The following is a 13,607-nucleotide window of genomic DNA, read 5'->3' on the forward strand; positions in this document are numbered from 1 at the left end:
ATTCCGTAGAAAGAAAGTGTTGACCGATGAGCCAGCATGGCTCAGATTGAACGTCGCTCTAACTCTGGGGACTGCCCCGGGCGGCCGATCAAAGGAGACCTGCCATGCCGATGGAACAGCGCGGAGTCGACACCATCCCCGACGAGGAACGCACCAGCGGGCCTCGGGACCTCGTCTCGATCCTGCTGGGCTCGAACCTCTGCCTCGGAGTGATCGTCTTCGGCTGGCTGCCGCCGTCGTTCGGCCTGGACTGGTGGGCGTCGGTGAGCTCGATCGTGGTCGGCACGGTGGCCGGCACGGCCCTGACCGCCCCGCTCGCCCTGATCTCCCTGCGCACGGCGACGAACCTGTCCACCTCCTCCGGCGCCCAGTTCGGCGTGCGCGGCAGACTGGTCGGCTCGGTGGTCGGCCTCCTGCTCGCCCTCGGCTACACGGCCCTGACCGTGTGGATCGGCGGCGATGTGATGGTGGGCGTGCTGGGCCGGCTGTTCGGGCTGCCGGCGAGCGGAGTGTCGTACGGCGTGGTCTACGGACTGCTCGCCGCGGCGACCGTCGCGGGCGCGGTGTACGGCTACCGGGTGCTGCTCGCCCTGTCCCGCGTCCTCGCGGTCGGCATGACGGCCCTGCTGGTCCTCGGCGTCGTCGCCTACGCCCCGCACTTCACGACCGCCGCGCTGCCGGAGGCGGGCGGCCATCTGCTGGGCGGCTTCTGGCCGACGTGGCTGCTGGCGACGGTGGCCGCGGGTCTGTCCGGCCCGATCGCCTTCATCACCCTGCTCGGCGACTACACCCGCTACATCTCCCCGGCCCGCCACACCTCACGCCGGGTGCTGCACGCGACCTGGCTCGGCCTGCTCCTGGGCCTGCTGATCCCCCAGCTGTTCGGCACCTTCACGGCGTACGCGGCCCGGGCGGCCCTCGACTACGCCGGACCGCTGGTCTCCGCCTCGCCCGCCTGGTACCTGGTCCCGCTCCTGCTGGCCGCGTCCGCGGGCTCGGTCGGCAACGCGGGCCTGATGCTCTACTCCATGGGCCTCGACCTGGACGCCATCCTCCCGCGCGCCTCCCGCGCCCGGGCCACCTACGCCGTCGCGGTCGTCGCGACCGCCTGCGTCTTCGTCGGCCACTACGCCTCCAGCGCCCAGGACGCGATGACGTCCTTCGTGCTGCTGCTGACGGCGATCGGCACCCCCTGGGCGGTCATCACCCTGATCGGCTTCGCCCGGTGCCGTGGCGTGTACGACGCGGAGGCCCTCCAGGTCTTCAACCGCCGGGCACGGGGCGGGATCTACTGGTACCGGGCCGGCTGGAACATCCCGGCGACCGCGTCCTGGGCGATGGGCGCGACGGTCGGCCTGCTGGCCGTCTCCCTCCCGTCGTACGAGGGGCCGCTGCTGGGGCTGACGGGCGGGGTGGACTGCAGTTTCCTGCTGTCGGGGGCGGTGGGGGGTGTGGCGTACCTGCTGCTGCAGCCCCGGGCTCGCTCTCAGCAGAGCCCGGGGGCGGCGTTCTCAGCCCGTCCGGCGTTTGAGGACGAGGCCGTTTAGGCCGAAGCGGGGGTCTGGGGGCGGCAGCCCTCGGCAGCCCCCAGACCCCCGGCCTCAACGCCGAGCACCAGTCAGCCCAGCTTGTGCATCCACCCGTGCTGGTCCACGGCAGTGCCCCGCTGGATGTCGAGGAGGGCCCGGCGGAGCTTCAGCGTGACCTCGCCGGGCTCGCCGTCGCCCTGCTGCCACTGCGCGCCCGTGCGCTTGACGGTGCCGACCGGGGTGATGACCGCCGCCGTACCGCAGGCGAAGACCTCGGTGAGGGTGCCGTTCTCCGAGTCGCGCTGCCACTGGTCGACGGAGATGCGGCCCTCCTCGGCCTCGTAGCCGAGGTCACGGGCGACGGACAGGAGGGAGTCACGGGTGACGCCCTCCAGGATGGAGCCGGTGAGGGACGGGGTGATGATCTTGTCTCCGTACACGAAGTACAGGTTCATGCCGCCGAGTTCCTCGACCCACTTGCGCTCCACCGCGTCGAGGTAGCAGACCTGGGCGCAGCCCTCGGCGGCGGCCTCGGCCTGGGCCAGCAGGGACGCGGCGTAGTTGCCGCCCGTCTTCGCGTCGCCCATGCCGCCCGGCACGGCGCGGACGTGATCCTCGGAGACCCAGATGGACACCGGCTTGACGCCGCCGGGGAAGTAGGCGCCGGCCGGGGAGGCGATGACCATGAACAGGTACTCGCTGGCGGGCTTCACGCCCAGGCCGACCTCCGTCGCGAACATGAACGGACGCAGGTAGAGGGACTCCTCGCCACCGTGCGCCGGGACCCATGCCTGGTCCTGGCTCACCAGCGCGTCGCACGCCTCGATGAACGTCTCGACCGGCAGCTCCGGCATGCCGAGCCGGCGGGCGGAGGACTGGAAGCGCTGGGCGTTCTTCTCCGGACGGAACGTGGCGACGGACCCGTCGGGCTGGCGGTACGCCTTGAGGCCCTCGAAGATCTCCTGCGCGTAGTGCAGGACCATCGTGGCCGGGTCGAGCGAGATCGGCGCGTACGGCACGAGCTGGCCGTCGTGCCAGCCGCGGCCCTCGGTCCACTTGATCGTCACCATGTGGTCGGTGAAGTGGCGGCCGAAGCCCGGGTTGGCCAGTATCGCCTCGCGGTCGGCGGTGGCGAGCGGGCTGGCGGACGGCTTGAGCTCGATCGTGGGCGTCGTCATGAGTAGATGTCCTTCACCGGTTTCGTTGTGGCGGGCCGCGATCACGCCAGTACTGCCTGTGGCCAGTGCTAGGACGTCCGAGCATTCCTTCGTACCGCGGCTCCGCGTTCGATTATCGCAAGCGGGTGCCGTGGAAGAAATCGGCCTGTTCGACGTGATCGGCGTTAAATCGCGATCCAGGGGTTGATGGTGTCACCCGGCGGCGGACATGGGGAAGCCGCCGGGTGCGGAGTGACCCGGCGGCTTCGATGGGGGTCCCCCTCTCGAGCGAATTCGAGAGGAGGGAAGTTCGAGTGCGCGACGGGCCTCAGCCGGCTACTCGTACGGCCAGCGCGTCGCCGATCTCCGACGTGCTGCGGGCGGGCTTGCCGGTGCGCTCGGCGAGGTCGGCGGAGACCGCCTCGTCGATGCGGGCGGCCTCGGCGTCGTAGCCGAGGTGGCGCAGGAGCAGGGCGACGGACAGCACCGTGGCGGTCGGGTCGGCCTTGCCCTGGCCGGCGATGTCGGGCGCGGAACCGTGGACCGGCTCGAACATCGAGGGGAACTCGCCGCTCGGGTTGATGTTCCCGCTCGCGGCGACGCCGATGCCGCCGGAGACGGCCGCGGCGAGGTCGGTGATGATGTCGCCGAAGAGGTTGTCGGTGACGATCACGTCGAACCGGCCCGGGTCGGTGACCAGGTAGATCGTCGCGGCGTCGACGTGGATGTAGTCGGTGGTGACCTCGGGGAACTCCTCGGCCACCTTGTTGAAGACGTTCGTCCACAGGTGACCCGCGAAGGCCAGCACGTTGTTCTTGTGGACCAGCGTGAGCTTCTTGCGCGGCCGGGCCTGGGCTCGGGCGAAGGCGTCACGGACGACGCGCTCGACACCGAAGGCCGTGTTGACGGAGACCTCGGTGGCGACCTCGTGCTCGGTGCCCTTGCGGATGGTGCCGCCGTTGCCGGTGTACGGGCCCTCGGTGCCCTCGCGGACGACGATGAAGTCGATCTCGGGCTGGCCGGCGAGCGGGGTGGCGACGCCCGGGAGGAGCTTCGACGGACGCAGGTTGACGTGGTGGTCGAAGAGGAAGCGGAGCTTCAGCAGGAAGCCGCGCTCCAGGACACCGGACGGGACCGACGGGTCACCGATCGCGCCGAGCAGGATGGCGTCGTGCTTCTTCAGGGCGGCGATGTCCGCGTCGGTGAGGGTCTCACCCGTGGCGTGGTAGCGCTTGGCGCCGAAGTCGAACTCCTTGGTCTCCAGCTTCACATCCTGCGGAAGGACGGCGGAGAGCACCTTCAGACCTTCGGCCACGACCTCCTGGCCGATGCCGTCACCGGGAATCACTGCGAGATTGAGGCTGCGAGACATGTCGGCACCCTACTCCTCGTCCCATGGGATGACACACGATGTCCGCCATACGGACATCGCGTCGGCGGTGCGGTGCGGGCACGGCGGGGGGTCTGCGCTTGCGCGTCGACCCGCGTTCACCCGTATGTAGGGCGGGTGTTGGCCTCCGCTGGGAACTTCCCTCCCATGGACCTTCCCGACTTCGGCATCCCCCCGCAGCTCGCCCGCCGTATGAGCATGGCGGAACAGCACGAGTACCTCCGTACAAAACTGTCCCGGCGCCGCACGCTGGTGACGGCGGGCGCGGTGGCGGGCGGTCTGCTGACCGGCTGCTCGGGGCCGGGATCGGGTGCGTCCGGTACGACGTCCTCCGCGTCGGCGCCCGCGTCCACCCTCACCAGGGTGCCGGGTTCCGCCGTCGCCCCCTTCGGCCGCCATCTCGCCTTCGGCGCCGACCCCAAAACCCAGATGCGGATCTCCTGGCAGGTGCCGGCCGCGGTGCGGGGGCCGTATATCCGGGTCGGTCTGCGCCCCGACGACCTGAGCCGCCGGATCGAGGCCGAGGTCCGCGATCTGCGCACACCGGAACTGCGGGGCATTCGCGCGGCGCTGGAGCAGTACTACCTCCACGCGGCGCTGGACGGCCTGCGCCCCGGCACGACGTACTACTACGGCGTGGGCCACGAAGGCTTCGACCCTGCCTCACCCCGGAACCGCTCGACGATCGCCGACTTCCGGACCGCCCCGGCGACCCCGGAGACCTTCACCTTCACGGCCTTCGGCGACCAGGGCGTCAGCGAGGCCGCGTCCGCCAACGACCACGTCCTGCTGCGCCGGAACCCTGCCTTCCATCTGCACGCGGGCGACATCTGCTATGCCAACGTCAAGGGCCTCGGCAAGGAGTCGGACGCCTACGACCCCGGCTTCTGGGACCTGTATCTGAAGCAGACCGAGTCGGTGTCCAAGTCGGTGCCGTGGATGGTGACGACCGGCAACCACGACATGGAGGCCTGGTACTCGCCGGACGGCTACGGCGGCCAGCTGGCCCGCTGGTCCCTGCCGGAGAGCGGCTTCGACCCCCGGGCGACCCCGGGCGCGTACTCCTTCACCTACGGCAACGTCGGCTTCGTGGCGCTGGACGCGAACGACGTGTCGTACGAGATCCCCGCCAACCGGGGGCACACGGACGGCCGCCAGACGAAGTGGCTGGACGAGCGGCTCGGTGAGCTGCGGGCGGCGAAGGACGTCGACTTCGTCGTCGTCTACTTCCACCACTGCGCGTACTCGACGTCCACGCACGCGTCCGACGGGGGTGTGCGGGCCGAGTGGGTCCCGCTGTTCGCCCGGCACCAGGTGGACCTGGTGATCAACGGGCACAACCACGTCTACGAGCGGACGGACGCCATCAAGAACGGCGAGGTCGGCAGGCAGGTGCCGATCGGCGCGTCCACGGACCCGACGCGGGACGGCATCGTCTACGTCACGGCCGGCGGGGGCGGCAAGGAACTGTACGGCTTCCCGGCGGGCGTCGAGGAGAGCTACGAGGGGCACGTGAGCGAGCGGGAGTCCGTCGCCACGTTCAAGTGGACCAGGTCACGCGACACCAAGGCGGAAAGCGTGGAGTGGTCACGGGTGCGGTACCGGGGCTTCTCCTTCCTCTCGGTGGAGGCGGAGAGCGGCGCGAAGCCCCGGCTGAAGGTGTCGGCGCTGGCACAGAGCGGGGAGCGCATCGACCACTTCGAGGTGCGTCGCGGCGGCTGAGTCCCCCAAAGGGGCGCTCAGCCGCACATCGACACTGCCGGCGGAGCGTTCACGCCGCCTGATGGCCGGTGGCGCCCCCGTTGTCCCTGCGGTCGAGGGCGCGCTGGAGAGCGGCGGCGGCGTTCTTTCGGTCGGACTCGCTCGTACGGGAGAGGTGACGGACTCGACGGCGGGCGGTCGTCTCGGCCATGGGAAATCGACTCCTTCGACAATCCGGGAGTGCGGAAAGGGGTTACGAGACGCCGGATGGGGCGGGGAGCGGTGCCGCAGGGGTTGCCTGCACGGGGCCCGGCTCACGACCGCCATTCGCTTGATCGAGCGAGACGTTCGGCTTCTACAAAGTTAAGGGAGGATGGCGCGTCTGTCTCCACAATTACTCGGACTTCCTACTATCTGAGACGGCGGAGTGGGTCACACGCCACTGACCTGGCCTTTTACCGTCTTCCCGTCAGAGCACGTCCCCGTCCCGCCAGTCGAAGACCAGCTCGAACGCCGGGTCGAGCGGGCCGGCGAGGGCGGGCCGCACGAACGTCGTGCCCTCCTCGTCCGGCAGATGCATGACGCCCTCGGTGCCCAGCGCGCAGACCCGCCCGCTCCACACCGTCCAGCCGCGGGCGGCGTACAGCGCGGCCCCCTCGTCGCTCGCGGACAGCATCCCCGCGTCGTACGCCCGGTCGATCACCCGCTCCAGCTCCGCCATCACCCGGCCGCCGAGCCCCGTCCGGCGCGCGTCGGGCCGTACGGCGACGGCCTCGACGTACCCGACCCGCAGCCACCGCTCCCGGTGCCGGACCCGCCGCATGACCACCGAACCGTGCGCGACGAGCCGGCCGGCGTCGTCGTGGACGAGGGCATGGACGCCGCCGAGCCCGTGGTCCCAGTCCTCGTCGGAGAAGTCCCCGTCGAAGGCGTCGTCCAACAGGGCGCGGACGGCCCGCAGTTCGTCGGAGGTGAGGTCGGCGGTGTGTGCGGTGCGCGGCGTGCGGGCGGGCGGGGTCGGTGTCATCCACCCAGTATCCGTACGGTGGCGGATCGCCCACTCGGCTGATCCTCCGCCGATCCTCCGCGCGGCACGGGACATACGGTGACCGCGAGGGGAACGGTGAGGTCATGAACGACACGGCGCAAGTGTTCCTTGAGGGCGGCCCGGACGACCTGCCCGACCGGATCGTCCCGACCCCGTTGCCCGGCCCGGACGTGAAGATCAAGCTCCGCGGTGGATACGAGCACTTCCGGCCGACGGCGCGGCAGGCGGACACGCCCGAGGGCAAGCTGCCCGTGTACGTGTGGTGGGAGCGGACGGAGATCGCCGAGTAGGTCAGCCCAGCGCGGCCGCCACTGCCGCCCGGAAGCCCTTCGGATCCTCCACCCACGGCAGGTGCCCGGCGCCGGGCAGGGTCACCCGGGTCACGTTCGGCAGCGCCCGCTCCAGTGAGTCCACGGCCCGGCGCGGCCGGATGTCCCGCTCCCCGTCGACGATGAGGACGGGCAGGTCCAGGGCCTGGCAGGCGGCGTGGAGCCCGGGCGTGCCCCAGGTCCGTTTCGTCTCGGCGTTCAGGGGCCCTGCCGCACTCGTGGTTGATCCCGAACCAGGGATCGGCCATCCGCTCGGCGTGCTGCAGCGCCCGCCCCCGGTCCTCGAACTCGACGGTCCAGTGCAGCACCGCCCGCTCACGGTCCCCGTCCGGCAACTCCCGCCAGCGGGCGAGCCGTTCGGGCACCTCGTCGAGCCTGGCGAGGAAGTTCTCCTCGAACGGGCCGCGCCAGGACGACACCGGGTCGATGCCCGTACCGCTCACGTACACGAGCGCGGCGACCCGCTCCGGGTGGGCCAGCGCGTAGCTCAGCGCCAGTTGCGCACCCCAGGAGTGGCCGAGCAGCACCATCCGGTCGAGCGCGTGGTGCCGTCGTACGGCGTCCAGATCGGCCACGAAGCGGTCGGTGGTCCACGGGCCCGCGCTCCGCTCCGACCGGCCGCATCCGCGCTGGTCCCAGCGGACGACCGTGGCCAGGTCGGCGAGCATCGCGGCCACGTCCTCGAACATGTCCCACAGACCCGGGCCGCCGTGGCAGAGGACCAAGGGCCGGCCCCGGCCCGTCCGCGAGGTCCAGAGCCTCGCCCCGTCGTCGGTGGTCACCGTCTCCGTCATGGTGGACAGTCTCCCCGGTCCCGACATGCGCGAGGGCCGGGCGAATCGCCCGGCCCTCAACGCTCATGCCCCAACCCTCAGGCACTCTGACTGGTCGTCAGCCCATGTGCGGGTAGCCGTAGTCGGTCGGCGCGACCAGCGTCTCCTTGATGGCGCGGGTCAGCGTCCAGCGCATCAGGTTCTGCGGGGCGCCGGCCTTGTCGTTGGTGCCGGAGGCCCGGCCGCCGCCGAAGGGCTGCTGGCCGACGACGGCTCCGGTCGACTTGTCGTTGATGTAGAAGTTGCCGGCCGCGTAGCGCAGCTTCTCCATCGTGTACGCCGCCGCGGCGCGGTCGCCGGAGATGACCGAGCCGGTCAGAGCGTACGCGGACACCGACTCCATCTGCTCCAGCATCTCGTCGTACCGGTCGTCCTCGTAGACGTACACGGCGAGGAACGGGCCGAAGTACTCGGTGGTGAAGACCTCGTTCTCCGGGTCGGTGCACTCGACGACGGTCGGGCGGACGAAGTAGCCGACCGAGTCGTCGTAGGAGCCGCCCGCGACGATCGTGCAGGTCGGGTCGGACTTGGCGCGGTCGATGGCGGCCTTGTTCTTGGCGAAGGCACGCTCGTCGATGACGGCGCCGATGAAGTTGGACAGGTCGGTGACGTCACCCATGGTGATGTAGTCGACCTCGGCCGCGAACTCTTCCTTGAAGCCGGAGTTCCAGATCGACGCCGGGATGTACGCCCGGGAGGTCGCCGAGCACTTCTGGCCCTGGTACTCGAAGGCACCGCGGGTCAGGGCCGTCTTCAGGACCGCCCTGTCGGCGCTCGGGTGCGCGACGACGAAGTCCTTGCCGCCGGTCTCACCGACGATGCGCGGGTAGGAGCGGTACTTCTCGATGTTGTTGCCGACCGTCTTCCACAGGTACTGGAAGGTCTTGGTCGAGCCGGTGAAGTGGATGCCGGCGAGGTCACGGTGTTCCAGAGCCACCTTGGAGACCTCGATGCCGTCACCGGTGACGAGGTTGATGACGCCCTTGGGCAGACCGGCCTCCTCCAGCAGCTGGAGCAGCAGCACGGCGGCGTGGGTCTGCGTCGGGGACGGCTTCCAGACCACGACGTTGCCCATCAGGGCGGGCGCGGTGGGCAGGTTGCCCGCGATGGCCGTGAAGTTGAACGGCGTGATCGCGTAGACGAAGCCCTCCAGCGGGCGGTGGTCGAGGCGGTTCCAGACGCCCGGGGAGTTGGCCGGGGGCTGCTCGGCGAGCAGGTCACGGGCGTACTTGACGTTGAAGCGCCAGAAGTCGATCAGCTCGCAGGGCGTGTCGATCTCGGCCTGCTGGGCGGTCTTGGACTGGCCGAGCATGGTGGAGGCGGCCAGCGTCTCGCGCCACGGGCCGGACAGCAGCTCGGCGGCGCGCAGGATGATCGCGGCACGGTCGTCGAAGGACATCGCGCGCCAGGCCGGCGCGGCGGCGAGGGCCGCGTCGATGGCGTCCTGGGCGTCCTGCTGGGTGGCGTTGCCGTAGGTGCCGAGGCGGGCCTTGTGGTTGTGCGGCTGTACGACGTCGAGGCGCTCGCCGCCGCCCATCCGCCGCTCGCCGCCGATCGTGCAGGGCAGGTCGATCGGGTTCTCGGCCAGCTCCTTGAGCTTGACCTCCAGCCGGGCGCGCTCGGGCGAGCCGGGGGCGTAGCCGTGCACCGGCTCGTTGACGGGGGTGGGGACCTGGGTCACAGCGTCCATGGGTTCCGTAACTCCTTACTGAGCGGTGTGTTTCGAGCCGTTGTGTGGGGCTCAGCCCTTGCTGACCATCGAGCGCAGGAAGAACCGCAGGTTGGCGGGCTTCTCCGCGAGCCTTCGCATGAAGTAGCCGTACCAGTCGGTGCCGTAGGCGGTGTAGACGCGCATCCGGTGGCCCTCGGCGGCCAGCCGCAGGTGCTCGTCGGTCCTGATCCCGTACAGCATCTGGAACTCGTACTCGTCGAGCTTTCGGCCGACGCGGTGGGCGAGCTCCTGGGCGATGGCGATCAGGCGCGGGTCGTGGGAGCCGATCATCGGGTACCCGGCGCCCTCCATCAGAATCCCGAGGACCCGGACGTACGCCTTGTCGATCTCGTGTTTCTGCTGGTAAGCGACCTCGGCGGGCTCCTTGTAGGCGCCCTTGACGAGCCGTACGCGGCTGCCGTTCTCCGCGAGGCGGCGGGCGTCGGCCTCGGTGCGGAAGAGGTAGGCCTGGATGACGCACCCGGTCTGCGGGAAGTCCTTCCGCAGCTCCTCGTGGATGGCGAACATCGAGTCGAGGGTGGTGTGGTCCTCCGCGTCGAGGGTGACCGTCGTACCGATGGCGGCGGCGGCCTCGACGACCGGGCGGACGTTGGCGAGGGCGAGCTCGTGGCCGCCGTCCAGCGCCTGCCCGAACATGGACAGCTTGACGGACATCTCGGCCCTGGTGCCCAGCTCCAGCTCCGTCAGCCGGTCGATGAGCGCCAGATAGGCGTCCCGGGCGGCCTCGGCCTGCTCGGGGGTGGTGATGTCCTCGCCGACGACGTCCATCGTCAGCTCCAGGCCCTGGGAGGTCAGGTCCCGGATGATCGGCACGATCTCGTCGACCGTCTCACCGGGGATGAACCGGTCGACGACCTGCTTGGTCCCCGGGGCCGCCGAGATCAGGCGTCGTATCCGGTCGCTGCGCGACGCGGCAAGAATCACGGGACCCAGCACGGGGCACCTCCACAAACCAGCAGATAGAACCACCGTGAAACCTAAGGATCCCTCCGATCGTCGGCCATCGACAGCTGTCACGCATCCGTGCCGCAGATCTCAGACAGATGTATGAAGGGCTTGCGGAAATGCGGGAGAATGCCCGGGTGACGTCCGAATACAAAGGTGACTTCCAGGAGCTGGTCGACGAGATCTCGGAGCTGCTGGGGGTGCCGGCGACGCTGGAGAACCGGGACTTCGAGCTGATCGCCTTCGGCGCGTACGACAGCGAGGGCGAACTCGACGCGTCGGCCCTGGACCCCGTCCGCACCCGCTCGATCCTCACGCGCCGCTCCACGGCGGCCGTGCGGACCTGGTTCGAGGGCTTCGGGATCACACGGGCGACCGGCCCGGTGCGGATCCCGCCGACCCCGGAGGCCGGGGTGTACCGGGGGCGCATCTGTCTGCCGGTACGCCATCGGGGGGTCGTGCTCGGTTACGTCTGGCTCCTGGACGACGATCCGGGCCCGACCGAGCAGCAGCTCGCGGCCGCGATGGAGGTGACCGCGCGGATCGGCGCGCTGCTCGCGGACGAGGCGCAGCACGGGGCGGATCTGAGCCGGGAACTGCGGGCCGTGCTGGTCGCGGAGCCGGGCTGGCAGGGGGACATGGCGGTGGCGGCGCTGCGCACTGCCCTCGGCGCCCGCGGCGACGGCCCGCACACCGTGGTGTGCGTCGCCCCCTGGCCGTCGGCCGACCCCGACGACGCCCCGTCCGTGCGTACGGTGCCGCACGCGACAGCACTGTGCACGGTGCCGTGGGGGACGAGCGGGCAGAGTCTCGCCGTACTGGTGCGGCTGCGCTCGGCGGAGGTGCGGACGCCGGCCCAGGCGGCGGCGTCGAGGCTGCTCAAGGACGAGGCGCTGCGTTCGGCGGCCGGTATCGGCGCTCCCCGCACGGGCCTCGGCGAACTGCCCGCCGCCTGGCAGGAGTCCTCGGCCGCGGCCCGCGCCGCCCTGGCCGAGCCCCGGCTGGGCCCGATCGCGGAGTGGGCGCACATCGGCCCGTACCGCCTGCTGACGTCCCTGCCCCCGGACGCGGCCCGGGACCCCGCGGTCGCCCAGCTCCTCTCCCCCACCCACCATGAACTCGCCCGCACCGCCGAGACCTACCTCGACTGCGCGGGCCAGGCCGGCCGCACCGCCGCCGCACTGGGCATCCACCGCCAGACCCTGTACTACCGCCTCTCCCGCGTCGAGCAGCTGACGGGGCTTGATCTGGACGACGGGGAGGATCGGCTGTTGCTGCACATGGCGTTGAAGGGGGCGCGGTTGTAGCCGCGCCGAGCCGCCGCCCGAACCGCCGCGTCGAGCCGCCCGACCAGCGGGACCCGTGTATTGGAAATGATTGTCATCATGCTACGGTTCGCAGCAACCGCTGTCTTGACTGCCCCTTTACCCGGAGGGCCCCGTGCGCCTGCCCGCTCGCCGTCTGCTTCCCGCCACCGCCCTCACCGCGGTCTCCGCACTGCTCACCGGCTGCTTCGCCGGGGCGGAGTCCGCCGGGGACGCGGGTGCGGACGGCAAGCGCGTCCGTATCGCGATGATGCTGCCCCCGCGCTCCGGGCTGTCGCCGCTGTCGGACGACGCGTTCAAGCTGTCGCGCTGGTCGACGGCCGAGACCCTGGTGAAGCTCGACGAGGACGGCGACGCCCGGCCCGCGCTGGCCACCAAGTGGCAGCAGTCCGGCCGTACTTGGACCTTCGAGATACGCGACGGCGTCACCTTCCACGACGGCACGAAGCTGGACGCCGAGGCGGTCGTACGCTCCCTCACGAAGGCGGCCGCCGCCTCCCCCAAGCCCCGCATCCTGGACGGCGTCGAACTGACCACGAAGGCCGAGGACGCCGACACGGTCACGGTCACCACCGGCACCGAGGACCCCCTGGTCCCGCAGCGCCTCAGCTCCCCGCAGCTGTCGATCCTGGCGGCCAAGGCGTACCGGGCGAAGGCGGTGAACCCCGTCGGCGCCGGCACCGGCCCCTTCGAGCTCACGAAGGTGAGCGGCACCGCCTCCGCCACGCTCGACCGCTACGACAAGTACTGGGGCGGCAAGGCCAAGGCCCCGGGAATCGACGTCACGTTCGTGCCGGACGGAACCGCCCGCGCCGCCGCCCTGCGTACCGGCGAGGCCGACATCGTCGAGGCGATTCCGGTCTCCCAGGCCGCCGTCCTCGACCAGGACCTGATCACCGAGGTCCCGATGCCGCGCACCAACACGCTCTACCTGAACACCGAGAACGGCGCCTTCAAGGACGCCTCACTGCGCGCCGCCGCCAGGGGGGCGATCGACGCCGAGTCGATCGTCGAGAGCGTGTACGAGGGGCGGGCGGATGTCGCCGAAGGGCTGCTCGGGCCCGCGCTGCCGTGGGCGGCCGACCTGCGCACGCCCGTCAAGCACACGAAGGCCGGCGAGCCGGACGGCACGACGATCACCATCGGCACCTTCACCGACCGGGCCGAACTGCCCGAGGTCGCCGCCACGCTGCAGCAGCAGCTGCAGAGGGCCGGGTTCAAGGTGAAGCTCGACGTCCGCGAGTACGCGAACATCGAATCGGACGCCCTCGCGGGCAAGTTCGACGCGTTCATCCTCTCCCGCGCCACCGTCCTCGACTCCGGCGACCCGGCCGCCTACCTGTACAGCGACTTCGGCTCCGACGGCTCCTTCAACATCTCCCAGCTCGCCGACAGCAAGGTCGACAAGGCGCTGCGGAAGGCCTCCGACACCAAGGCGGGCGACGCCCGCCGCAAGGCGGTCATCGAGGCCGAGGCCGCCGTACTCGCCCAGGACGCGGCCGTACCCATGCTCCACGAGCGGGTGATCCAGGGCGACGCGGCCGGTGTCGTCGGCGCGGCCCACGACCCGCGCGAGCGCGAGCTCGTCACGGCGGCCACCTACGTCAAGTGAAAGCCC

At 70.7% G+C, this 13,607-nt stretch carries 12 protein-coding genes and 1 pseudogene; 5 read left to right on the forward strand and 8 right to left on the reverse strand.

Annotated elements, in window-relative coordinates:
* Positions 1-104: 104 nt before the first annotated feature.
* Positions 105-1,547 carry a cytosine permease gene (locus tag ADK36_RS38170; RefSeq protein WP_107083654.1) on the forward strand — a complete coding sequence of 481 codons (1,443 nt, stop codon included), beginning with the start codon at positions 105-107 and terminating at the stop codon, positions 1,545-1,547.
* Positions 1,548-1,618: 71 nt separating this feature from the next.
* On the opposite strand, the gene ADK36_RS38175 is transcribed toward ADK36_RS38170, so the two are convergent.
* The gene (locus tag ADK36_RS38175) at positions 1,619-2,707 is read right to left on the reverse strand and encodes a branched-chain amino acid aminotransferase (protein WP_048580597.1); all 1,089 of its coding nucleotides are present in this window, start codon (positions 2,705-2,707) and stop codon (positions 1,619-1,621) included.
* Between the two features lie 307 nt (positions 2,708-3,014).
* Positions 3,015-4,058 carry a 3-isopropylmalate dehydrogenase gene (locus tag ADK36_RS38180; RefSeq protein ID WP_048580596.1) on the reverse strand — a complete coding sequence of 348 codons (1,044 nt, stop codon included), beginning with the start codon at positions 4,056-4,058 and terminating at the stop codon, positions 3,015-3,017.
* A 165-nt stretch (positions 4,059-4,223) separates the two neighbouring features.
* Here ADK36_RS38180 and ADK36_RS38185 point away from each other — a divergent pair, with 165 nt between their 5' ends.
* Positions 4,224-5,798 (forward strand): purple acid phosphatase family protein, encoded by a 1,575-nt coding sequence (locus ADK36_RS38185; protein ID WP_048580595.1) that lies wholly within the window; start codon positions 4,224-4,226, stop codon positions 5,796-5,798.
* A 49-nt stretch (positions 5,799-5,847) separates the two neighbouring features.
* Here the strand turns inward: ADK36_RS38185 and ADK36_RS48425 are convergent, their stop codons facing one another.
* Together ADK36_RS48425 and ADK36_RS38190 are read right to left on the reverse strand one after the other, a co-directional pair.
* A complete protein-coding gene (locus tag ADK36_RS48425) occupies positions 5,848-5,988 on the reverse strand; it encodes a hypothetical protein (protein WP_107083653.1) in 141 nt (46 codons plus the stop codon).
* Between the two features lie 258 nt (positions 5,989-6,246).
* Positions 6,247-6,804 carry a GNAT family N-acetyltransferase gene (locus tag ADK36_RS38190; RefSeq protein ID WP_048580594.1) on the reverse strand — a complete coding sequence of 186 codons (558 nt, stop codon included), beginning with the start codon at positions 6,802-6,804 and terminating at the stop codon, positions 6,247-6,249.
* A gap of 104 nt (positions 6,805-6,908) precedes the next feature.
* On the opposite strand from ADK36_RS38190, the gene ADK36_RS38195 reads away from it, so the two are divergent.
* The gene (locus ADK36_RS38195; RefSeq protein WP_030051194.1) at positions 6,909-7,115 is read left to right on the forward strand and encodes a DUF5988 family protein; all 207 of its coding nucleotides are present in this window, start codon (positions 6,909-6,911) and stop codon (positions 7,113-7,115) included.
* A 1-nt stretch (position 7,116) separates the two neighbouring features.
* Here ADK36_RS38195 and ADK36_RS51090 read toward each other — a convergent pair whose 3' ends face one another.
* The 4 genes and pseudogenes from ADK36_RS51090 to ADK36_RS38210 form a co-directional block, all read right to left on the reverse strand.
* Positions 7,117-7,239: an alpha/beta fold hydrolase gene (locus ADK36_RS51090; protein ID WP_267887440.1), complete on the reverse strand. Its 123-nt coding sequence runs from the start codon at positions 7,237-7,239 to the stop codon at positions 7,117-7,119.
* Positions 7,240-7,435: 196 nt separating this feature from the next.
* Positions 7,436-7,975, reverse strand: a pseudogene (locus ADK36_RS51335) (alpha/beta fold hydrolase); the annotation flags it as partial.
* 70 nt (positions 7,976-8,045) lie between these two features.
* Positions 8,046-9,677: an L-glutamate gamma-semialdehyde dehydrogenase gene (gene pruA / locus ADK36_RS38205; protein ID WP_053200856.1), complete on the reverse strand. Its 1,632-nt coding sequence runs from the start codon at positions 9,675-9,677 to the stop codon at positions 8,046-8,048.
* A 51-nt stretch (positions 9,678-9,728) separates the two neighbouring features.
* Positions 9,729-10,655, reverse strand: a complete 927-nt coding sequence (locus ADK36_RS38210) for a proline dehydrogenase family protein (protein ID WP_048580591.1) — start codon at positions 10,653-10,655, stop codon at positions 9,729-9,731.
* 128 nt (positions 10,656-10,783) lie between these two features.
* Here ADK36_RS38210 and ADK36_RS38215 point away from each other — a divergent pair, with 128 nt between their 5' ends.
* Positions 10,784-11,971 carry a PucR family transcriptional regulator gene (locus tag ADK36_RS38215; protein ID WP_048580590.1) on the forward strand — a complete coding sequence of 396 codons (1,188 nt, stop codon included), beginning with the start codon at positions 10,784-10,786 and terminating at the stop codon, positions 11,969-11,971.
* Between the two features lie 133 nt (positions 11,972-12,104).
* Positions 12,105-13,601 (forward strand): ABC transporter substrate-binding protein, encoded by a 1,497-nt coding sequence (locus tag ADK36_RS38220; RefSeq protein WP_048580589.1) that lies wholly within the window; start codon positions 12,105-12,107, stop codon positions 13,599-13,601.
* The last annotated feature ends 6 nt before the right edge of the window (positions 13,602-13,607 follow it).

Source organism: Streptomyces viridochromogenes (assembly GCF_001270495.1).
In the GTDB taxonomy this organism is placed as follows: domain Bacteria; phylum Actinomycetota; class Actinomycetes; order Streptomycetales; family Streptomycetaceae; genus Streptomyces; species Streptomyces viridochromogenes_A.